Genomic DNA, 19,056 nt, shown 5'->3' on the forward strand with positions numbered 1-19,056 from the left:
GGGCCCGAACGATGCGGTGCCGCGCTCCTGTTGCCGGCGCGCCGAGGCCTAATTGCGCCTGGCGTTGACGGCTCCGCGCAAGCCCGCCTGTTGCTCGATCGTTTCGAGCGCGCCGCTGGACTTGATGTCCTGCACGAAACGATCGAGGAGAGGCAGTGCGCTCTCGCGTCCCTTCGGGATTGCGATCGCCATCTGCTCAAGCCCCCAGTTTCCCTCGAGGATGCGCGCGCCCGGCATCTGGTCGGACATCTCGAACAGCGTCGGCTTGTTGGTGGCGTAGAGATCGATCTCGCCGCGGACGAACATCGCGACCGCGATCTTCACGCTCTCGGCGGGAACGATGGTTGCGTTTCTGAACTTGGCCGGCAGCGTGCGCTCCGACGTCGAGCCCTTGGTCACGCCAATCTTCACGCCGGCCCGGTCGATGTCGTCTACCTCTGCGATCGGCGAGTTTGCCGGAACGAGGAATCCGAGCTCGATCGCGAGCACCGGCTCGCTGAAGCTGACGTCGTTCGCGCGGGCAGGGGTCGCGTTGGTGACGGTGAAATCGACCTTGCCGTCATGGATCGCGGTGACGATGTCGGCCACACGCTCGAACCGGACATAATCGACGGGGACGCCGAGCCGCTTTGCAAGCTTACCGCCGAGGTCGTAGCTCACCCCGTGAGGCTTTCCGTTCGTGTCGGTCACCATCGAGGTCGGGCTGCCCGGATAGATACCGACATGCAACGCGCCGGACGGCGCAAGAATTTGAGCCTCACCGTCGGCCTTCGCCATCGCGCCGGCGAGGCCGGACGCGACGACGGCAAGCAGTACGGTGCGTGCAAGGCGCGCAAGGCCGGTCATGTCATTGCGCCCGGATATTCGCAGCCTTCAGCACCGGCTCCCATTTGGTCGCTTCCGCATGCATGTAGGCATCGAACTCCTTCGACGACGAGCCGACCGGCGTCGCACCGATCTTGTCGAGGGTCGACAGCACGCTCGGGTCTTGCAGCGCCGTCTTCAAATCGGCTTCGAGCTTCGCCACGATCTCCGGCGGCATTTTTGCCGGCGCCAAAAATCCCCACCAGACCGAGACGTCATAGCCGGCCACTCCGGCTTCGGCGACGGTCGGAACATCGGGCAGGGCCTTTGACCGCTGTGCCGAGGTCACGGCGAGCGCACGCACCGGGCCGCCTTCGAGCTGACCGATCGCTTCGGCAAGCGGGTTGAGGCTGAGGGGGATTTCGCCGGCGATCACGGCGGTCAACGCAGGCGCGCCGCCCTTGTAGGGAATAGAGACGATCTTCACGCCGGCCATGTATTTCAACAGCTCGCCGGCGAGATGCGCGGAGGTGCCGTTGCCGGACATGCCGTAGGAGAGCTTGTCGGGATCCTTTTTCGCCGCGGCCAGGAGATCGCCGAGGCTCTTGTACGAGCTGTCCTTGGCAACCACGATGGCGAGCGGCGAGGAGGCCACCTCGCTGATCGCGGTGAAATCCTTGAAGGTGTCGTAGGGCAGGCTCGGATAGATGAACTGGTTGAGCGGATGGCCGCTTGCGACCAGGATCAGCGTGTAGCCGTCCGGCGGCGCCTGGGTCAGCGCTTGCGAGGCGATGATGCCGCCGGCGCCGGGGCGATTGTCGATCACCGGCTGCTGGCCCCAGCTCTTGACGAGCGCCTGGCCGATCGTGCGGGCGAGCACGTCGACGGCCCCGCCGGCCGCATAGGGCACCAGGATGTGGACCGGCTTGTTCGGGAAATTGTCGGCCTGTGCGCCGCTCCCGGCCAGCAGCAGGCCCGTGCCCAGCAGTAAAGTTGTGATTTTCTTGTTCAAACCCAGCATCTTCCAGCGCTCCTCGGGGCGCGTATCCACGGGCGCCCGTCTCGGACCGCCCAGGTGCCGCCCATCGTTTTTGTTGACGAGACCTTATCTTTTGTACGATAGTACAAATCACATGGTACGCAAGCCCACCAGCAAAGAGACGGCCCGCAAGCCGAACATGCGCGAGGCGATCCTCGCCGCAGCAGAAGAGTTGTTCGCGACCAACGGCTTCAACGCCGTCTCGGTGCGCGACATCGCGCAGGCCGCCGGGGCCAACCCCGGCAGCGTCACCTATCATTTCAAGACCAAGGACGGTCTGCTGCTGGAGATCTATCGCCGCCACTGCGGGCCGATGAATCTCCGCCGGTCCGAGCTGCTCGCGGCCGCCAAGCGCGTGCGCGATCTCCAGGACCGGCTGGAAGCGATCGTGCGTGCCTACGTCGTGCCAGCCTTCACCTCGGGCAGCGATCTCGCCGGCGGCGGGGCCCGGTTCACGCGGCTTCGCGCCGTGATGTCGGCGGAGGGTAACGAGGTGGCGCGGCGTATCATCGCGCAGACCTTCGACGATACCAGCCACGCCTTCATCGACGCGATCCACGAGAGCCTGCCACATGTGCCGCGCACCGAGATCGTCTGGCGCAGCCATTTCCTGCTTGGCGCACTCTATTACTCGCTGGTGACGCCGGAGCGCGTCTCGCGCCTTTCACGCGGCGAGGCCGACGGCAGCGATGCGGCCGCTGCGATCGAGCAGCTCGTTCAGGCAACAGTGGCCTCGTTCCAGGCGCCGGCACTCGATCAGGCCGCGCCGGCACGTCGGCGCGCGGCAGCAAGCAACAAGACGTAGACGACCGCCTACGGACAGGGGGCGTAAGGCTCGCCTTGTCCGCAACCGGCGGCATTTGACTGGGGATGCGGAATGAACAGGCGGGCCTGCTTGCAACTCTTGACGGGCGCTTCGATGGCCGCCTGGGCTTCGAGCGCGTGCGGGCAGGCGGCCGAGCCGGCCAAGGCGATCCCGACCATCGATCCGCCGGACCCAAATCCAAAGGTGCCGGCATTCAAGCTGCCGCCGAAATCCTGCGACTCGCATACGCACATCTTTGGGCCGGCCGCCCGCTATCCGTTCGCCGAACACCGTCCCTACAACACCGCTGATGCGCCGCTGGAGGCCTTCCGTGCCGTGCACGAGAAGATCGGTGTCGATCGCTGCGTCATCGTCAATGCCACGGTGCACGGCACCGACAATCGCGTGGTGACCGACGCCATCGCTCAAAGCGAGGGTGCCTACAAGGGTATCGCCAACGTCAAGGACGAGATGTCCGATCACCAGCTCGAGGCGCTGGACAAGGGCGGCATCTGCGGCTGCCGCTTTGCCTTCCTGAAGCGGCTCGGTGGCGTCGGCGACATGACCAAGTTCCAGCGCATCGTGCATCGCGTCGCCGAACTCGGCTGGCACGTCGACGTCTATTTCGAGCCGGGCACGATCGCGGAGTTCGCGCCGATCCTGACCGCGCTGCCGACGCGCTATGTCATCGACCACATGGGCACGGTGCAGGCGGCCAAGGGGCTCGAGGATCCAGGCTTCACCGCACTGCTCGATCTCCAGAGGAAAGACGAGAAGTGCTGGGTCAAGATCACCGGTCTTGAGCGCGCATCCGCCGCAGGCAAGCCGTTCCACGATGCCGTGCCGTTCGCAAAGAAGCTCATCGACAACGCGCCTGATCGCGTGATCTGGGGCACCGACTGGCCGCATCCCAACGTCAAGGTCATGCCCAATGACGGCGAGATCGTCGATCTGATCCCGCTCTATGCGCCCGATGCCGCCATCCAGCAGAAGCTGCTGGTCGACAATCCCGCGCGCCTGTTCAAGTTCACCTGAAGAGACCAGATGTACAAGCCGACCATTCCGCCGCCCGATCCGAACACGCGCAAGCCGAAGTTCAGGCTGCCGCCGCTCGCATGCGATGCGCACTGCCACATCTTCGGTCCGGGCTCAAAATACCCGTACGCGCCGGACCGTTCCTACACGCCGCCCGACGCGCCGCTGGAGGATTTCAAGGCGTTGCACGCCAAGCTCGGCGTCCAGCGCGCCGTGATCGTCAATGCCAGCGTGCACGGCACCGACAACACGGTTGCGCTCGATGCGATCGCGCAGAGCGATGGTGCCTATCGGGCCGTCGCCAATATCGACGATACCATCACCGAGCGGGGCCTGCGCGAGCTGCACGAGGGCGGCTTCCGCGGTTGCCGCTTCAATTTCGTCCGTCATCTCGGCGGCGTCCCGGACAAGGGCGTGTTCGACCGGGTGATTGCCATGGTCGCGCCGCTCGGCTGGCACATCGATCTGCATTTTGACGCGATCGATTTGTCGGAATATGCCGACATGCTGGCAAAGCTTCCGGTGCGTTACACGATCGACCACATGGGACGGGTGAAAGCGTCGGAAGGGCTCGACCAGCTTCCGTTCAAGATCCTGATCGAGCTGATGCAGCGTGACGAGAAATGCTGGGTGAAGATTTGCGGCTCCGAGCGCGTTTCCTCCTCGGGCCCGCCCTTCACCGATGCCGTGCCGTTCGCACGCAAGATCGTCGAGACCGCGGTCGACCGCGTCATCTGGGGTACGGATTGGCCGCATCCCAACGTCAAGCTGATGCCAAACGATGGTGATCTCGTAGACCTCATTCCGCTGTTCGCGCCGGAGGCGGAGTTCCAGCAGAAGATCCTGGTCAGCAATCCCGCGCGCCTGTTCGAGTTCGGGGAATGACGGCGCTCTCGATCGACAAGCCGCGCAGCCGCGCCTGGTGGAAGGAGCTCTGGGTCCAGGTTCTCCTTGCCATGGCAGCCGGCACCGTGCTCGGCATCGTCAATCCCGAACTTGGCGCAAAAATGCAGCCGCTGGGCGATGCCTTCATCAAGGCGATCCGGATGCTGATCGCGCCGATCATCTTCTGCACGGTGGTGCACGGCATCGCGCATATGGCCGACATGGCCCGGGTCGGCCGCGTCGCCACCAAGGCGATCATCTATTTCGAGATCATGACGACGATCGCGCTGGTGATCGGCCTTGTCGCGATCAATCTCTTGAAGCCCGGCGTCGGCATGAATATCGACGCTGCCAGCATCAACACCAGCGCCATCGAGCCCTACGTCAAGCAGACCGGGGCGATCGGCTTTGTGCCGTTCCTGATGAACATCCTCCCCGCCACCTTCGTCGGCGCATTTGCCGAAGGTAACATCCTCCAGGTGCTGTTCATCTCGGTGCTCTGTGGTTTTGCCCTGGTGCAGCTCGGCGAGCGCGGAGCACCACTCGTCAACCTGATCGACGTCGCGGCGAAGATGGTCTTTGCCATCGTCGGCTTCGTGATGTGGGTGGCGCCAATCGGCGCATTCGGTGCCATCGCGTTCACGGTCGGCAAGTTCGGTGTCGGCTCGCTGGCCTCGCTCGGCAAGCTGCTCGGCGGCTTCTATCTTACCTGCCTTGTATTTATCGTGATTGCGCTCGGCCCGGTCGCGCGGCTCTGCGGCTTCAGCCTGCTCAAGCTGATCCGCTATATCTGGGAAGAACTCCTGATCTGCATCGCCACGACGTCGTCGGAGACCGTGCTGCCGCGGATGCTGTCAAAGCTCGAGAATGCCGGCTGCGAGCGCAGCGTGGTCGGGCTCGTGATCCCGACCGGCTACTCCTTCAACCTCGACGGCACCTGCCTTTACCTCGCGGCCGCCTCGGTGTTCCTGGCGCAGGCGACCAACACGCCGCTCGGCCTCACCGAGCAGATCGAGCTGCTGCTGATCCTGCTCGTGACCTCCAAGGGCGCGGCAGGAATTGCGGGCGCCGCCTTCGTCGTGCTGGCGGCAACGCTGTCGGCCACCGGAACCATTCCGGTCGCCAGTGTCGCGCTGGTGCTCGGAATCCACCGTCTGATGTCGCAGGGACTGACGCCGACCAATCTCATCGGGAACGCGGTGGCGACCATCGCGATTGCCAGATGGGAAGGTGCGCTCGATGCGGACCGGCTGAAACGCGTGCTCGATGGCGAGGCGCTGCCGGCCGCAGTGGTGTGATGAATTGGCTGCTTGCGCTTCGCTAGCAGCGGGTCAAGCTTTGAAAAGATGAAAGGGGAGTTTGTCCCATGAAGACAGGTCTTGTGATTACCGCCCATCCCGGCGATTTCGTCTGGCGCGCGGGTGGCGCGATCGCGCTGCACGCCAAGAAGGGCTACCGGATGAAGATCGTCTGCATGTCCTTCGGCGAGCGCGGCGAGAGCCAGTTCGCCTGGAAGGAAAAGGGCGCAACGCTGGAGTCGGTCAAGGCGGGCCGCAAGGACGAGGCCGAGCGCGCCGCCAAACTCCTGGGCGCCGAGATCGAGTTCTTCGATTGCGGCGACTATCCGCTCAAGCTCAACGAAGCGCATTTCGACCGCATGGTCGACATCTACCGCGAGCTCAATCCGAGCTTCGTGCTGACCCATGCGCTGGAGGATCCCTATAATTTCGATCACCCGAATGCGGCGCATTTCGCGCAGGAGACCCGCGTGGTCGCGCAGGCCATGGGCCACAAGCCGGGCGCGCAGTACAAATATGCGGCGCCGCCGGTGTTCCTGTTCGAGCCGCATCAGCCCGAGATGTGCAATTTCAAGCCGAACCTGATCCTGAAGATCGACGAGGTCTGGAAGGAGAAGTACGAGGCGTTCCAGATCCTCGCCGCGCAAAAGCACCTCTGGGGCTACTATGAGCGCGTCGCCCTCAACCGTGGCATCCAGGGCAGCCGCAACACCGGCGTGCCCATGACCTATGGCGAGGCCTATCAGCGCCTGTTCCCGACAGTCGAGGAGGTCCTGGCATGAAGCCCGTCGTCGTCCGCAACATCGAGCGCGCCGATCACGGCGGCATGTCGGTCTATGGCGTCTCCACCGTGCACGAGGCGATGGGGCGCGTCGGCCTCATGAAGCCCTATATGCGTCCGATCTGGCCCGGCGCGCAGATCGCCGGTCCCGCGGTCACCGTGCTGGCGCAGCCCGGCGACAACTGGATGATCCATGTCGCGGTCGAGCAATGCAGGCCGGGCGACATCCTCGTGGTTGGCTGCACCACCGACAATACCGACGGCATGTTCGGCGAGCTGCTTGCAACGTCGCTTCATGCGCGCGGCGTGCAGGGGCTCGTCATCGATGCCGGCTGCCGCGATGTGAAGGCGCTGCACGAGATGAAATTCCCGGTCTGGTCGCGTGCCGTCTCGGCCAAGGGAACGGTGAAGGCGACGCTCGGCTCGGTCAACGTTCCCGTGGTCTGCGCCGGCGTCAATGTCGAGCCCGGCGATATCGTGGTCGCCGATGACGACGGCGTCGTGGTGGTGCCGAAGCGGCTTGCGGTCGAGGTTGCGGAGAAAGCCCGGAAGCGCAATGCGGATGAAGGCGGCAAGCGCAATCGTCTCGCCTCGGGCGAGCTTGGCCTCGACATGTACAACATGCGCGAGGCTCTGGCGAAAGCCGGGCTCGTCTATGTCGACAATCCCGAGGACGTCTGAGCAGGCGAAAAGCGGAGCGGATTGATGGATCGTCTCAAGCTGCGGACCGTGCTCGGCAGTCATCCGCATGTGCTGGCATTGAAGAGCGGAGAGCTCCGCTCCGAGCGCTTCGATCTCGACTTCATCGAGTACACGCCGACCAACACGGCGTTCAAGCCGATGGTGCGCGAGCAGGCCTTCGACGTCTGCGAGATGGCGATCGTCACCTATCTGATGGCGAAAGCCCACGGCAAGCCGCTGGTGCTTCTGCCGGCAACCATGCTCGGCCGCTTCCAGCACGGTTACGCGCTGTACAACTCCGAGCGAGGCGCGCTCCGCCCGTCCAATCTGGAAGGCAAGCGCGTCGGCATCCGGTCGTTCACGACCACGACGGGGGCCTGGATCAGGGGCATTTTGGCCAATGACTACGGCGTCAACCTCGACAAGATAGGTTGGGTTACCTTCGAGGACCCGCACGTGGCCGAATATGTCGACACAACCGAGCGCGCGCCGAAGGACAGAAAGATCCTGCAAATGCTGCTTGACGGCGAACTCGACGCTGTGCTCGGCGAGACCTCGAATGATCCGCGCCTCAAGCCGCTGTTCCCCGATCCGGCCGCGGAGGCCGCGACCTGGTACGCCCGGCGCGGCGTCGTCCCGGTCAACCATCTCGTGGTCGTGACCGAGGCTCTGGCAAAATCGCGCCCTGACATCGTCGCCGGCGTGTACGATCTCCTGAAGGCTGGCAAGGCTAAGACAGGCGCGCCCGCATTACCCGATCTCCTGCCATTCGGGATCGAGGCCAACCGCAAGCCGCTGGAGCTGATCATCGACTACGCCTATCAGCAGGCCCTGATCCCGCGCCGCTATGCGGTCGAGGAGCTCTTTGACGACACCACGCGAAGGATGAACTGATGTCCGGCGATTCCAGGCGATGGCAGATTGGACTTGTCGGCTATGGCGAGGTCGGCAAGATCCTCGCGGAGGACTTGCGCCAGCAGGATATCAAGGTTGCGGCCTTTGACCTCAAGCTCGGGAACGAGCAGGGCGCGGCCTTGCGCAATCACGCCACGAGGCACGGTGTTACGTTAGCTGCCTCGCACGCTGATCTGACCGCAAGATCCGACTTCATCGTCTCCGCCGTGACCGCGAGCCAGGCCGTCTCGGTGGCAAAGGCTTGCGCGGCTGCGATCAACCAGGGCACATGGTTTCTCGACTTCAACTCGGCCTCGCCGGGCGCCAAGCAGCGCGCCGCGAAGCTGATCGACGACGCCGGCGGACGCTATGTCGAGGGCGCGGTGATGACCTCGGTGCCGCCTTATCGCATCAAGGTGCCGCTGCTGCTCGGTGGTCCCGGCGCACGCGAGCTCGAGCCGCTTCTCAACGCGATCGGCTTTGCCGCCAAGGTCGCGAGCGACAAGCTCGGTGTCTCCTCGGCGGTGAAGATGTGCCGCAGCATCATGATCAAGGGCCTGGAGGCTATGGTCATCGAGAGCTTCACCACGGCGCGCGCCTATGGCGTCGAGGATGCGGTGCTGGCCTCGCTCGCGGAAACCTTTCCCGGCATCAACTGGGAGAAGCAGGGCGCCTATTTCTTCCAGCGCGTGATCGAGCATGGCCGCCGCCGCGCCGAGGAAGTGCGCGAGGTTGCCGAGACCGTGCGAGAGGCGGGGCTTACGCCATGGTCGGCACAAGGTACCGGCGAGCGGCAGGCCTGGGTTGCCGATCTTGCCGACCAGGGTCTGTTCGGCGCAAAAGGCACCAAAGAGTTCGCCTGCAGCGCCGACTGGCGCACCGAGGCCGACCGCATCCTGGCAAAGATCAGGCGTGAGGGATGACGGCGCGCGGTTTGCACGAATCTGAGGGCGGAAACAGGACGGCTTGTTGCCGTTCAAAGACCGGCCGGCCGTTCTTGAAGCCCATCATGACATCAGGCAGTTCGGCGATCGCAAAGCGGCTGTCGCGCGTATCGAGCACGACGAGATCGGCCGGGTTGCTGATTTTGAAGCCGTAATTTTTCAGGTTCATCAGCCGCGCCGGCAAATCGGTGACGAGGTCGAGGCAGGTGTCGAACTCGCCGACTGATGCATGCGCGACGTTGGCGTAGAAATTCGCCATTCGCAGCAGCGAGGCATCGCCGAACGGCGTGAAGGGATTGAGCACGTTGTTGGTCGCAACGGAGCACAGCACGCCGTTTGCGACGAGCTTGTGCGCGACCGTGATTCCGCGGGGCACGTTGTGGGTGGTGTCGCGGCCCATCAGATAGAGATCGGTCGCGGGCAGCACCGTGACGGCGACACCGGTTCTTGCGAGACGCTCGACCACCGGTTTCAGTCGATCCGGCGGTAACGCGGAGAGCTTCGTCACATGGCCGATCGCGACACGCCCCTGGTAGCCGCGCTGTTCGGTTTGCCGGCAGACTTCGTCGAGATGCGACCAGGACGTATCGAGGTCGAAGTCGAGATGGAGATCGACATCGACGTCGAACTCCTGCGCGAGGTCGAAGATGCGCTTAAGATGCGCGTTCGGATCGGTGTCGGTATAGGGACAGCCGCCGATCACCTCGCCGCCGTCGCGCAGCGCCTGGATCAATAGCTCCTCGGCTCCGGGATCGTTGGTCAGCCCCTCCTGCGGAAAGACGCAGAGCGACAGATCGAGCGCCCAGGCGTAGTCGCGCTTCAGCGCCTTGACCGCCTCGAAGCTGCGCAGGCCGATCCGCGGGTCGATCTCGACATGAGTACGCATCCGCGTCGTGCCGTGCACGATTGCGCGCTCCAGCACTTTTGCGCCGCGGGCATAGACGTCCTCGACCGTGAAATCGCGCTTCATCGCCGAGACGGCGCGGATGGCGTCGCTGAGACTGCCGTGGTCGTGCCCGCAGCGACCGAGCAGGCAGGCCTTGTCGAGGTGGATGTGGGTGTCGACGAAGCCGGGCAGCACGAGCCGCCCCTCGAGGTCGATCTCAACGGCTTCGGCCTGAAGGCACGGCTCGATTGCGGCGATGTTACCTTGGGAAATGCCGATATCCGCAGGAGCGGTGACGCCGCGCATCAGCGCGTTGCGAAGGATCAGGTCGAAGGCGGTTCGGCTCGTCATGGCACCAGCACTTTGCGGCGTAAGCGTACAGGAGCGTGCCCTGCGGGGCACCTCCAGATTCCCGGCAATCGAGCGCGGGAATGTTCAAAATATATGCATGCAATCCAGCAGCCCAGGGTTAGTATCCCGCATCTTTCGGAGAAGCGCCATGCCCGTTGCCGCAACTGCCCCAAGCAAAACCATGTCTGACGCCGAGATCGTCGAAGCCTATCTGACGGCCTCGATGATCCCCGATCCGGAGGCCGCGGCGGTCTACATGGCGCCGGGCACGGTGATCACCTTCACCGGCGGACGCGAGTTCGACCATCCGCGCGGGTCGGCCGGCTTCAACGCCAAGCGCTATCGCTGGGTCAAGAAGAAGATGGACCGGTTCGACGTCTGCCCGGGCGAGGGGGAGACCGTGGTCTACAGCGTCGGCACGCTCTATGGCGAATGGCACGACGGCACGCCCTTCGAAGGCAACCGCTACGTCGATCGCTTCGTGGTGCGGGGCGGCAAGATCACCAAGATGGACGTCTGGAACGACAGCGCCGAGCGCATCCTGGTTCAACGCGGCATCGACGCGTAGCGCACAGCCCTCGAGTCCGGTGGCGGCGCCGTCGTGCGTGGCGTCATCTCGGATTGGGATGGCCGTCGAGGCGAAGCTGATAGACAAAATAGGTGGGGGTGCAGAACCCAAGCTTGCGGCTCTTCAGGATGCTGAGGGTCTGCGGGCTGACGCCGAACTTCGCGCCAGTCAGGAAATCCGGGATCGCCTGGCAGATATAGTCTTCCCGGCAAAATCGCGACGGCGAACATACGTTCAAGAGCCCGCGGCCGACGCCGGCCGCAAAGGCGGCGCCGTCGAAATAGCCCTTGGCCATCTGTTCGAAGCCCTTGCCGCCGACGACAGCGCAGATCTCGTCAGGCGTGCTGCCAGGCTGAACGGCCGCCAGTTTCGACTCTTCGGGTTTGCACGGACGGGTGATGCGGCCGAGCGGCACGCCGATTTTTGTCGGTCGGCAATTGTAGTCATAGCCGCTCAATTTGCCCTCGGGCACGTGATAGACTAATTCATCCGTGCTCACGCGATCGGCAAAAGAGCGCAAGCTGAAGCTCAACAGATCCTTCGCATTGTTCTTCGCCGTCATGTCCTCGATTGCGTTCGAGCGGCAAGAGAGGCCTGCGTAGATGTTCTGCTGGGGTGGCAGACATTGACCGAGATGGGAAGAGGCCGCCGCGTTCGTCACCACGGCCTGGCAGGCGAGATGTCGTGCGGCATTGCAGCTCCACTTCGCGCCATCCGCGAGATCGCCGTTCAGGGGGCACGGCATGTTGTCGCCGGCGGCTGAATAAACCGGGCTCGCGTTCTGCCAGGCCGCTGCGGGCGCAGACGGATGCGGGCGGAACGTGTCAGGGGCCTGGCCTCGCGAAAGGCTTTCAACGTAGCTCTTCCGGCGGGCAAGCTCCGCATGGACGTGCGGCGAGAACGGAAGCTGCAGACTGTTGCCGTCGAGCGCGTCCTTGATTGCCCCACCGCCGCTGCCGAAATCGACCCGGTCCACGCCGAGGAAGTGAAATCCCGCCGTCGAGGAGGATTGATGGCAGCCCATGCAGGACGATGTGTTCAGCCGTTCGAGCAGACCTGCGCCGGAGCGCGCGAACTTGACCGACTTCGCGGTCTTTTCCAGCGCCGTGACGATCTGCCCGGCCTGGTCCTTGCTGACCAGCAGGTCGAACGGCCGGTTGGCCACACGCGCGCTTCCGGCCGTGGAAAAACTCAGAGCGATATCGGCCTCGAGGCTCTCCGGCAGATTGAACACGCCGTTGTCGATCTCCTCCGCGTGGCTCGCGAGATAGTCCTGCAATTGCTTCTGCTTGGAGGGATCCTTCAGGATCGCCTGCACGTCGGGTGTGTTCTCGAGTTTGATAGGCTGAAATTTTCCGCCCCTCAAGGCGAATATCCTCATCCAGTAGATCGCTTGGCCGGCGAATTTGCGGCCCTCCATGTTTTCGAGATCGGAGGGAAAGCGCACCACTTGGGCGTTGATTTCCATCTGCTTGAAGGTCAGCCTCGACAAATCCAGCGGGCCCTGCAGGAGGCGCTGGGCAGTTGAGTGCGGGTCGCCGCCGTCGATGCCATCGATGCGCCAGAGCGCAGCCACATCCTGGCAGTGCTTGCCGTCGTCACGATAGCTGAAGACCATGTTCACGGTGAGCGGCATGCGCGAGGCGTAGGTCTTGCCGTTCATCCGGACTTCGTATCCGAGCCGGTAGATGAAGCGAAGTTCGCCGCAGTGGGCGGGATCGAAGTCGCGGCGATCGATGCGATTGACCACACCCGCCAGGATGAACAGCCCGTCGCTCGAACCGAGCCATTTCTCGTTGAAGACGCGAGCGACGTTACCGTTCAGCCGCAAGGTCTTTCCGGCCTCCGTCTTGGCCGACTTTGGATCGTAGGTCTTGAGAATTTCCTTTTCCCAGTCGATCCCAAGGCCCGAAATGATCCGCGTCATGTCCGCGGACATGACGGTCGCAAATTGTCCGTAGGTCTCGCCAAAGCGCAACAAGTCGCTGGCGCGCGTGGGGCCCGGCGCCGGAGCCGGCGACGTGAGCTTTTCCGCCGCGTGGATTTTCTCAAGAAGCGTGATCAGCGAAAGCGCGGATGAATTGTCATGATCGAGTAAGGCGAGCACGGGTGTCTGGTCGATCAGGACCGTGACCGGCGTGGAAGGCTGCAGCGACTGGGCGAAGCAGAGCGGAATTGAGAAGGTCAACCAACAGATGATCGAGACGATGCGCATCTGTGATTTGTACCGCGGCAAAGGACATTTCACAATTTGGAGATGAGCCGCGCTATGACGATACGGCACGTCACCAGGGGTCCGAGTTGGGCCAGCCCTGGATGGTGATGCCTGTACCTTCACCCCTGGCGGCGCAAGAAGCCGGTGATCGTGACTTTCTCCCAGATGCCGGCCGCGGCAAAGGGATCGGCGCGGTTGAAGGCCTCGACCTCGGCCCGTCCGGGGGCCTCGATCAGGAACAGGCTGCCGATCATCTTCTCGCCATCGTCGGAGACGAGCGGGCCGGACATCACGATTTTGACCCCGAAGCGCGAGGTGTCGCTCAGGAACGCCTTGTGCGCGTCGTAATTGGCGAGCCGGGTCGGCAGCGCGCCGGTGCGGTCGAGGGCATGGATGGCAAACAGCATGATGTCTCCGGACAATGTCTTGGGACGGCCGTATTGAACGACCGTCCCGATTTTCGAAGCAGCGAGCCTACTTCGTGCCGAGCTTTTGCGCCTCTTCCCAGGTCGGGCAGGCCCGCTGTTCCAGCGGCACGTCGAACGGCCCGAAATTGTCCTTGGTGATGACGGTGGGTTTCAGCACGATCTCGGCAACGACGGGCTGTTCGCGCAAGTTGCGGATCGCCATCATGGTGCCGAGGCATCCCTGCGCAAAACCACTATAGTCGCCGCTTGCGAGCAGCTTGCCGGACTTGATGGCATCGATGGCTTCCTTGGTGCCGTTGATGCCGATCACCTGCGCCTTGCGATTGGCGCCATCCAGCGCCTCGATCGCGCCGACCGCCATGGCATCGTTGGCGGCGAGCACGCCGTCGATCTGCGAGTTGGACTGCATCAGGTTTTCCATCACCTGGAGCGCCTGGAGCCGCTGGTAGTTGGCGGGCTGCGAAGCAAGCAGCTTTGCGCCCGGAGTTTCCTTCAGCGCATCGTTGAAGCCCCTGATACGGTCGACATTGGTCAGCGAGCCCTTGACGCCCTCGATGATGACGATGTTGCCCTTGCCGCCGAGCGTCTTCAGCAGGTAGCGCGCGGTTTCGAGCCCGAGGCTGTAATCGTCGGCGCCGACGAAGGAGACGAACTTGCCGCCGGCAGAGCGGTCGGTGATGTTGACCACCGGGATCTTGGCGTCGTTGATCTTCTCGACACCGGGCACCATCGCCTTGTAGTCGACGGGAATGAAGACGATCGCGCTCGGCTTCTTCACCACGACGTCCTCGATCTGGCTGAGCTGCTCGGGGATCGAGTCCGGCTTGGTCGGGATGTAGTGCAGCGTTTTGGCGTTCAGCGCCTTGGCCGCGACGTCGGCGCCGACCCGCACGGTCTGAAAGTAGGGGTTGGTCTGGTTCTTGGTGAAGACCGCGATGGTCTCGCCGTCGGCACGGGCCTGCGTGGTGAACGCTGCGGCCATCAGAATCGGCAGTGCAAGGTGGCCCAATTTCGATTTCATATGATCTCCATCCCTCATTTTGGTTTGTTGGATTTTGCGTAAGAACTCATTGCGAGCGGCGGCGGGTCTGCATGTCGAGCCAGACGGCGAGAATGACGATCACGCCGGTGACGAGCGGTTGCCAGTTGGCGCTGACGGACAAGAGGTTCATGCCGTTGAGCACGAGCGTCAGGATCAGCGCGCCGACGAAGGTGCCGAATACCGTGCCGACGCCGCCGAACAGCGAGGTGCCGCCGATCAGCACGGCCGCGATCGCCGGAAGCGTCAGGCTTTCGCCGATATCGGCCTCCGCGGAATTCAGCCGCGACAGGAAGATGATCGACGCAAGCCCCGCCATGGTGCCGGAGACGGCATAGACCAGCAGCAGCCGGCGCGCGACCGGAATTCCGGAGAGTCGCGCGGCAATCGGGTTGGCACCGATCGCATAGATCTCCTGGCCCCAGATCGACCGCTGCGCAAACAGCGTCCCGATCGCGAGGAAGATCAGGAGCAAATAGACCGGAATCGGCAGGCCGAACAGATAGCCGCTGCCGATCTGCCGGAAGCCCGCGGGGAAGCCGTGAATGGTGTCGCCGGCCATGTACCAATAGGTGAGGCCGTTCAGCACCCAGAGCATGCCGTAGGTGGCGATGAAGGAGGGGATGCGCAACGCCGTCACCATGACGCCGTTGAGGAGGCCAACGACGCCACCGACCACCAGCGCGGTGAGAATCCCCAACACCGGCGAGCCGGTCTGATGGATCACCGTGCCGGCAAGGCAGGCCGACAGCGCGACATTGGCGCCGACGGAGAGATCAAGGCCAGCGGTCAGCACCACCAGCGTCAGGCCCGAGGCAATGAAGAAGGTCAGACTCGCCTGCCGCAGCACGTTGAGGACGTTGCCGAGGCTCAGGAAGGAGTCGCTGAGGACTGCGAGCACGGCGCAGATCAGCAGCGCCGCGAGCAGGCGGTAGAACACCTGGATCGCATCCTGCGACAGGAAGGAGCGGGGCGGGGAGATGGCTTCCTTGGTGATGTCGGTCATGCGCGGCTCCTGATGCCGTCCAGGAACAGCGCGACAATGACGAGGACGCCGACGCTCGCGACCTGCACCGAGGATGGCAGCGAGATCAGATTGAGCCCGTTGCGCAGGACGCCCACCGCGATCACGCCGAGCACGGTGCCGAGCAGCCAGCCATTGCCACGCTCGAAGGACGTGCCGCCAACCGCAACCGCCGCGATCGCATCGAATTCGAGACCGAGGCCTGCAGTCGGGTGGCCGGAATTCATGCGCGCGGTCATCAAGAGGCCTGCGACGCCGGCCATGGTGCCGCCGATCGCGTACACCGCGATCAAGAGGCGGTTGGGTGACAGGCCGGCATATCTCAGCGCCTCGCGATTGCCGCCGAGCGCGAAGATGTAGGTGCCGAAGCGGGTGTGATAGAGCAGGGCATGAAAGAACGCGTAAGTCACGAATGCCATCACGATCGGGACCGGCACGCCAACGAGCGTGGACGAGTAGATGTCACGCACACTGTGGGGGATGCCGACCACGCTCTGGCCGTCGGAGACGATCAGCGACAGGCCCTGCGCCATGCCGAGCGTGCCCAGCGTTGCAACGAAGGGCGGGATTCCGAGGATCGCGACCAGCCAGCCATTGACGGTGCCGAAGGCGGCGCCGACCAGGACGCCGACGGCCAGCCCAAGCAGCATCGACTTGGTCGCGAGCGACACGATGGCGACGCAGAGTGAGGTCAGCGTCAGCACCGCGCCCATCGACAGGTCCAAGCCCTCGGTCATGATGATCAGCGTCATCGGCAGCGCCAGCATGGTCAGGATCGTCGACTGCACCAGCACGTTGGAGAGGTTGGCAACCGACAGGAAGCCGGGCGCGATCGTCCCGAACAACGCGATCAGGAGCGCCAGCACGATGGCGACGCCGGGGATGCGCTGGAGCGGATTTGGTTGCGAAACGACCGTGGCCTCACGCATGGTGCATCCCCAGTCGCACGATGTTCTCCTCCGTCAGCTCATTGCGGGCCAGATGTCCGGCGATACGGCCCTCGCGCATCACGTAGGCGCGGTCGCAGACATGGCAGATCTCGACCTGCTCGGATGAGATCATCAGTGCCGCGGCGCCTTCCGCCACCAACCGGTCGATCAGCGCAAAGATCTCGGACTTTGCGCCGATGTCGATGCCGCGCGTCGGCTCGTCGAAGATGAAGAGCTTTGCGCCGGCAGCCAGCCACTTGCCGATCACAACCTTCTGCTGGTTGCCGCCGGAGAGCAGCCCGACAGTCTGCCGCGCGCTCGGAGTCGCGATCCTGAGCTGCCGGATCAGGCTGTCGGAGGTGCGCTGCGCACGACGCGGATCGAACAGGCCGCTCGGAAACAGCTTTCGCAGCGCCGAGACCACGAGATTGTCGCCGACCGAGCGGAGCAGTGCGAGGCCCTCGCTCTTGCGGCTCTCCGGGATCAGCGCGATACCGCGGCGCGCCGCAACGTCCGGCTCGCCGGAGATCGTCTTGCCGTCGAAGATGATCTCGCCGCCTGTTAAGGGATCCGCGCCGAAAATGGCGCGCGCGACCTCGCTCCGGCCCGAGCCGACGAGCCCGCAGAGGCCAACGATCTCGCCCTGGCGAACCTCGATGTCGATGTCGGAAATGCCGGTCGGCGAGGTCAGCCCCTTGACGCTGAGCAGCACCTCGCCGGGCTTGTCGGCGAAGTTGCGTGGATAGGTCATGTCGACGGTGCGGCCAACCATCATGCGGACGAGTTGGTCCGGCGTCACGTCGGCGGGCCGGACGCCGTCGATACGGCGGCCGTCACGCAGCACCGTGATACGATCGCCAAGCGCGAACACCTCGGCCATGCGGTGCGAGATATAGACGATGGCAACCCCATCGGCCTTCAGCCGCGCGATCAGCGCGAACAGGAGCTCGGTCTCGCGGTCCGAAAGCGCCGCAGTCGGCTCGTCCATGACCAGGATGCGCGCATTCTGGCTGATCGCTTTCGCAATCTCGACCATCTGCTGCTGGGCGACGCCTAGCTTGTCGACCGTGATGGAGGGATCGATATCGAAGCCGATGGTGTCGAGCACGCGCTTGGCATCGGCCAGGATCCTTCGGCGGTCGATCGTGCCGGGGATGCGGCCCTTCGGCTCGCGGCCGAGGAAGATGTTTTGCGCGATATCGAGGTGGGGAACGAGCGAGAATTCCTGGAAGATGACGGCGATGCCGAGCTTCTGCGCCTCGGTGGTCGATGAGATCGTGACCTTCTCGCCCTTGTAGTAGAACTCGCCGGCGTCGGCCCGGTAGGCACCGCACAGCACCTTCATCAGGCTCGACTTGCCGGCGCCGTTCTCGCCGAGCAGCATATGGACCTCGCCGGGAAACACGGCAAAGGACACCTCATCCAGCGCCTTGACGCCCGGAAATTCCTTGCTGATGCCGCGCAGCTCGAGCAGCGGTGTGTCGGCCTCCTCCATTGTCCGTCCTCTCCAAAAGAATCGGCTTGCCGGACTCTTGTCGGTCCTTTCAGCCGTGATCCGGCTTAAGCAGCTCTCACGCTGCTCGCAAGCTGCTTCAGGCCGAAATCATAGTTGAGATGAAAATAGTCGCCGTCCACCATGCGACCATCCGGCGCACGGCCGGCCGGGTGACGAACGAACGCGCGGATCAGGCTGTCCTTGACGCCGAACACCACGTCGGAGTCGAGGTACTTATCGCCGGCGACGAACACGTGCGTCACGAGCTGTTCGAAGCCTGGCGCGGAGATCATGAAATGCACATGCGCCGGACGCCAGGGATGCCGGCCCTGCGCCTCCAGCATTTCGCCGACCGGCCCGTCATGCGGGATCGGGTAGGCGGCGGGCTTGATCGACCAGAAATGAAAGCGGCCGTTCTGGTCAGTGTGGAAACGCGCCCGCATCGCGAGATCGCCGATCTTGTCGAGCTGCTGCACGTCGTAATAGCCGTCGTCGTCGGAATGCCAGACATCGACCAAGGCGCCGGCGAGCGGCCGGCCGTCGACGGTCGAGACGGTCCCTGTGACCAGCATCGGATCGCCTTCCATGGCACCGGAGATGTCCTCGCCGCTGGTCCTCTCCGGGGCAGCCTGCACGAAGAAGGGGCCGAGCACCGTGGTCTCGGTCGCGCCCTCCGGCACCGGATGGTTGATGGTGTCGACCAGCATGGAGACGCCGAGCGTGTCCGATAGCAGGATGAACTCCTGGCGCTTGTCGTCGCACATGTGGCCGGTACGGGTCAGGAAGTCGATGCCATACTCCCATTCCTTCTGGGTCGGCCGCACCTCGCGGACGAAGGCGTGAAGATGGCGCACCAGCGCCTCGCTGACCTGCTTGATCCGCGGATCGGTGGCGCCCTTGATCCGCTCCAGCACGGCATCGGTGATCGTGTTCTCGTTGAAGTTACGCAACGTTG

18 protein-coding genes and 1 pseudogene are annotated in these 19,056 nt (G+C 63.9%); 9 read left to right on the top strand and 10 right to left on the bottom strand.

The window, feature by feature from the left end:
* Positions 1-48: 48 nt before the first annotated feature.
* Both YUU_RS0118265 and YUU_RS0118270 read right to left on the bottom strand, forming a co-directional pair.
* Positions 49-846, bottom strand: coding sequence for an ABC transporter substrate-binding protein (locus YUU_RS0118265; protein WP_027523697.1), 798 nt, complete (start codon positions 844-846; stop codon positions 49-51).
* Between the two features lies 1 nt (position 847).
* Positions 848-1,825 carry a tripartite tricarboxylate transporter substrate binding protein gene (locus YUU_RS0118270; protein WP_027523698.1) on the bottom strand — a complete coding sequence of 326 codons (978 nt, stop codon included), beginning with the start codon at positions 1,823-1,825 and terminating at the stop codon, positions 848-850.
* A 112-nt stretch (positions 1,826-1,937) separates the two neighbouring features.
* On the opposite strand from YUU_RS0118270, the gene YUU_RS0118275 reads away from it, so the two are divergent.
* The 8 genes and pseudogenes from YUU_RS0118275 to YUU_RS0118310 all read left to right on the top strand — a co-directional run bounded on the left by YUU_RS0118275 (position 1,938) and on the right by YUU_RS0118310 (position 9,145).
* The gene (locus YUU_RS0118275) at positions 1,938-2,648 is read left to right on the top strand and encodes a TetR/AcrR family transcriptional regulator (RefSeq protein WP_027523699.1); all 711 of its coding nucleotides are present in this window, start codon (positions 1,938-1,940) and stop codon (positions 2,646-2,648) included.
* Between the two features lie 114 nt (positions 2,649-2,762).
* A complete protein-coding gene (locus tag YUU_RS0118280) occupies positions 2,763-3,683 on the top strand; it encodes an amidohydrolase (RefSeq protein WP_051389788.1) in 921 nt (306 codons plus the stop codon).
* Between the two features lie 9 nt (positions 3,684-3,692).
* Positions 3,693-4,568: an amidohydrolase gene (locus YUU_RS0118285; RefSeq protein WP_027523701.1), complete on the top strand. Its 876-nt coding sequence runs from the start codon at positions 3,693-3,695 to the stop codon at positions 4,566-4,568.
* Positions 4,565-5,785 (top strand): annotated as a pseudogene (dctA, locus tag YUU_RS0118290) (C4-dicarboxylate transporter DctA); the annotation flags it as partial. The gene YUU_RS0118285 and the pseudogene dctA, both read left to right, overlap by 4 nt.
* Positions 5,786-5,934: 149 nt before the next feature.
* On the top strand, positions 5,935-6,648 hold the full coding sequence (locus YUU_RS0118295) for a PIG-L deacetylase family protein (protein ID WP_027523703.1): 714 nt from the start codon (positions 5,935-5,937) through the stop codon (positions 6,646-6,648).
* A complete protein-coding gene (locus YUU_RS0118300) occupies positions 6,645-7,328 on the top strand; it encodes a 4-carboxy-4-hydroxy-2-oxoadipate aldolase/oxaloacetate decarboxylase (protein ID WP_027523704.1) in 684 nt (227 codons plus the stop codon). The genes YUU_RS0118295 and YUU_RS0118300 overlap by 4 nt, the downstream gene beginning before the upstream one ends.
* Before the next feature lie 24 nt (positions 7,329-7,352).
* Positions 7,353-8,222: a hypothetical protein gene (locus YUU_RS0118305; RefSeq protein ID WP_027523705.1), complete on the top strand. Its 870-nt coding sequence runs from the start codon at positions 7,353-7,355 to the stop codon at positions 8,220-8,222.
* Positions 8,222-9,145 carry a DUF1932 domain-containing protein gene (locus YUU_RS0118310; RefSeq protein ID WP_027523706.1) on the top strand — a complete coding sequence of 308 codons (924 nt, stop codon included), beginning with the start codon at positions 8,222-8,224 and terminating at the stop codon, positions 9,143-9,145. Before YUU_RS0118305 ends, YUU_RS0118310 begins: the two co-directional genes overlap by 1 nt.
* Here YUU_RS0118310 and YUU_RS51080 read toward each other — a convergent pair.
* Positions 9,129-10,403, bottom strand: coding sequence for an amidohydrolase family protein (locus YUU_RS51080; protein ID WP_051389783.1), 1,275 nt, complete (start codon positions 10,401-10,403; stop codon positions 9,129-9,131). The two genes, YUU_RS0118310 and YUU_RS51080, sit on opposite strands and share 17 nt — an antisense overlap.
* Positions 10,404-10,551: 148 nt before the next feature.
* On the opposite strand from YUU_RS51080, the gene YUU_RS0118320 reads away from it, so the two are divergent.
* A complete protein-coding gene (locus YUU_RS0118320; RefSeq protein ID WP_027523707.1) occupies positions 10,552-10,971 on the top strand; it encodes a nuclear transport factor 2 family protein in 420 nt (139 codons plus the stop codon).
* Positions 10,972-11,014: 43 nt separating this feature from the next.
* Here YUU_RS0118320 and YUU_RS0118325 read toward each other — a convergent pair whose 3' ends face one another.
* The 7 genes from YUU_RS0118325 to YUU_RS0118355 form a co-directional block, all read right to left on the bottom strand.
* Positions 11,015-13,186, bottom strand: coding sequence for a hypothetical protein (locus YUU_RS0118325; RefSeq protein ID WP_027523708.1), 2,172 nt, complete (start codon positions 13,184-13,186; stop codon positions 11,015-11,017).
* Between the two features lie 119 nt (positions 13,187-13,305).
* The gene (locus YUU_RS0118330) at positions 13,306-13,593 is read right to left on the bottom strand and encodes a YciI family protein (protein WP_027523709.1); all 288 of its coding nucleotides are present in this window, start codon (positions 13,591-13,593) and stop codon (positions 13,306-13,308) included.
* Positions 13,594-13,660: 67 nt separating this feature from the next.
* The gene (locus YUU_RS0118335; RefSeq protein WP_027523710.1) at positions 13,661-14,635 is read right to left on the bottom strand and encodes a sugar ABC transporter substrate-binding protein; all 975 of its coding nucleotides are present in this window, start codon (positions 14,633-14,635) and stop codon (positions 13,661-13,663) included.
* 46 nt (positions 14,636-14,681) lie between these two features.
* Entirely contained in the window at positions 14,682-15,659 is a 978-nt protein-coding gene (locus YUU_RS0118340; RefSeq protein WP_027523711.1) for an ABC transporter permease, read from the bottom strand.
* Positions 15,656-16,606 (bottom strand): ABC transporter permease, encoded by a 951-nt coding sequence (locus YUU_RS0118345; RefSeq protein WP_027523712.1) that lies wholly within the window; start codon positions 16,604-16,606, stop codon positions 15,656-15,658. The genes YUU_RS0118340 and YUU_RS0118345 overlap by 4 nt, the downstream gene beginning before the upstream one ends.
* Positions 16,599-18,101 carry a sugar ABC transporter ATP-binding protein gene (locus YUU_RS0118350; RefSeq protein WP_027523713.1) on the bottom strand — a complete coding sequence of 501 codons (1,503 nt, stop codon included), beginning with the start codon at positions 18,099-18,101 and terminating at the stop codon, positions 16,599-16,601. Before YUU_RS0118350 ends, YUU_RS0118345 begins: the two co-directional genes overlap by 8 nt.
* A 65-nt stretch (positions 18,102-18,166) precedes the next feature.
* The gene (locus YUU_RS0118355; protein WP_027523714.1) at positions 18,167-19,051 is read right to left on the bottom strand and encodes an intradiol ring-cleavage dioxygenase; all 885 of its coding nucleotides are present in this window, start codon (positions 19,049-19,051) and stop codon (positions 18,167-18,169) included.
* Positions 19,052-19,056 lie beyond the last annotated feature (5 nt).

This window comes from Bradyrhizobium sp. Ec3.3 (assembly GCF_000472925.1).
GTDB lineage: Bacteria > Pseudomonadota > Alphaproteobacteria > Rhizobiales > Xanthobacteraceae > Bradyrhizobium.

Excerpts from the sequence above, each read along its gene's own strand:
- YUU_RS0118305 (WP_027523705.1), top strand. The coding sequence starts at position 7,353 with ATGGATCGTCTCAAGCTGCGGACCGTGCTCGGCAGTCATCCGCATGTG.
- YUU_RS51080 (WP_051389783.1), bottom strand. The coding sequence starts at position 10,403 with ATGACGAGCCGAACCGCCTTCGACCTGATCCTTCGCAACGCGCTGATG.
- YUU_RS0118335 (WP_027523710.1), bottom strand. The coding sequence starts at position 14,635 with ATGAAATCGAAATTGGGCCACCTTGCACTGCCGATTCTGATGGCCGCA.
- YUU_RS0118345 (WP_027523712.1), bottom strand. The coding sequence starts at position 16,606 with ATGCGTGAGGCCACGGTCGTTTCGCAACCAAATCCGCTCCAGCGCATC.
- YUU_RS0118275 (WP_027523699.1), top strand. The coding sequence starts at position 1,938 with ATGGTACGCAAGCCCACCAGCAAAGAGACGGCCCGCAAGCCGAACATG.
- YUU_RS0118265 (WP_027523697.1), bottom strand. The coding sequence starts at position 846 with ATGACCGGCCTTGCGCGCCTTGCACGCACCGTACTGCTTGCCGTCGTC.
- YUU_RS0118295 (WP_027523703.1), top strand. The coding sequence starts at position 5,935 with ATGAAGACAGGTCTTGTGATTACCGCCCATCCCGGCGATTTCGTCTGG.
- YUU_RS0118350 (WP_027523713.1), bottom strand. The coding sequence starts at position 18,101 with ATGGAGGAGGCCGACACACCGCTGCTCGAGCTGCGCGGCATCAGCAAG.
- YUU_RS0118300 (WP_027523704.1), top strand. The coding sequence starts at position 6,645 with ATGAAGCCCGTCGTCGTCCGCAACATCGAGCGCGCCGATCACGGCGGC.
- YUU_RS0118340 (WP_027523711.1), bottom strand. The coding sequence starts at position 15,659 with ATGACCGACATCACCAAGGAAGCCATCTCCCCGCCCCGCTCCTTCCTG.
- YUU_RS0118320 (WP_027523707.1), top strand. The coding sequence starts at position 10,552 with ATGCCCGTTGCCGCAACTGCCCCAAGCAAAACCATGTCTGACGCCGAG.
- YUU_RS0118270 (WP_027523698.1), bottom strand. The coding sequence starts at position 1,825 with ATGCTGGGTTTGAACAAGAAAATCACAACTTTACTGCTGGGCACGGGC.
- YUU_RS0118330 (WP_027523709.1), bottom strand. The coding sequence starts at position 13,593 with ATGCTGTTTGCCATCCATGCCCTCGACCGCACCGGCGCGCTGCCGACC.
- YUU_RS0118310 (WP_027523706.1), top strand. The coding sequence starts at position 8,222 with ATGTCCGGCGATTCCAGGCGATGGCAGATTGGACTTGTCGGCTATGGC.
- YUU_RS0118285 (WP_027523701.1), top strand. The coding sequence starts at position 3,693 with ATGTACAAGCCGACCATTCCGCCGCCCGATCCGAACACGCGCAAGCCG.
- YUU_RS0118325 (WP_027523708.1), bottom strand. The coding sequence starts at position 13,186 with ATGCGCATCGTCTCGATCATCTGTTGGTTGACCTTCTCAATTCCGCTC.
- YUU_RS0118280 (WP_051389788.1), top strand. The coding sequence starts at position 2,763 with ATGGCCGCCTGGGCTTCGAGCGCGTGCGGGCAGGCGGCCGAGCCGGCC.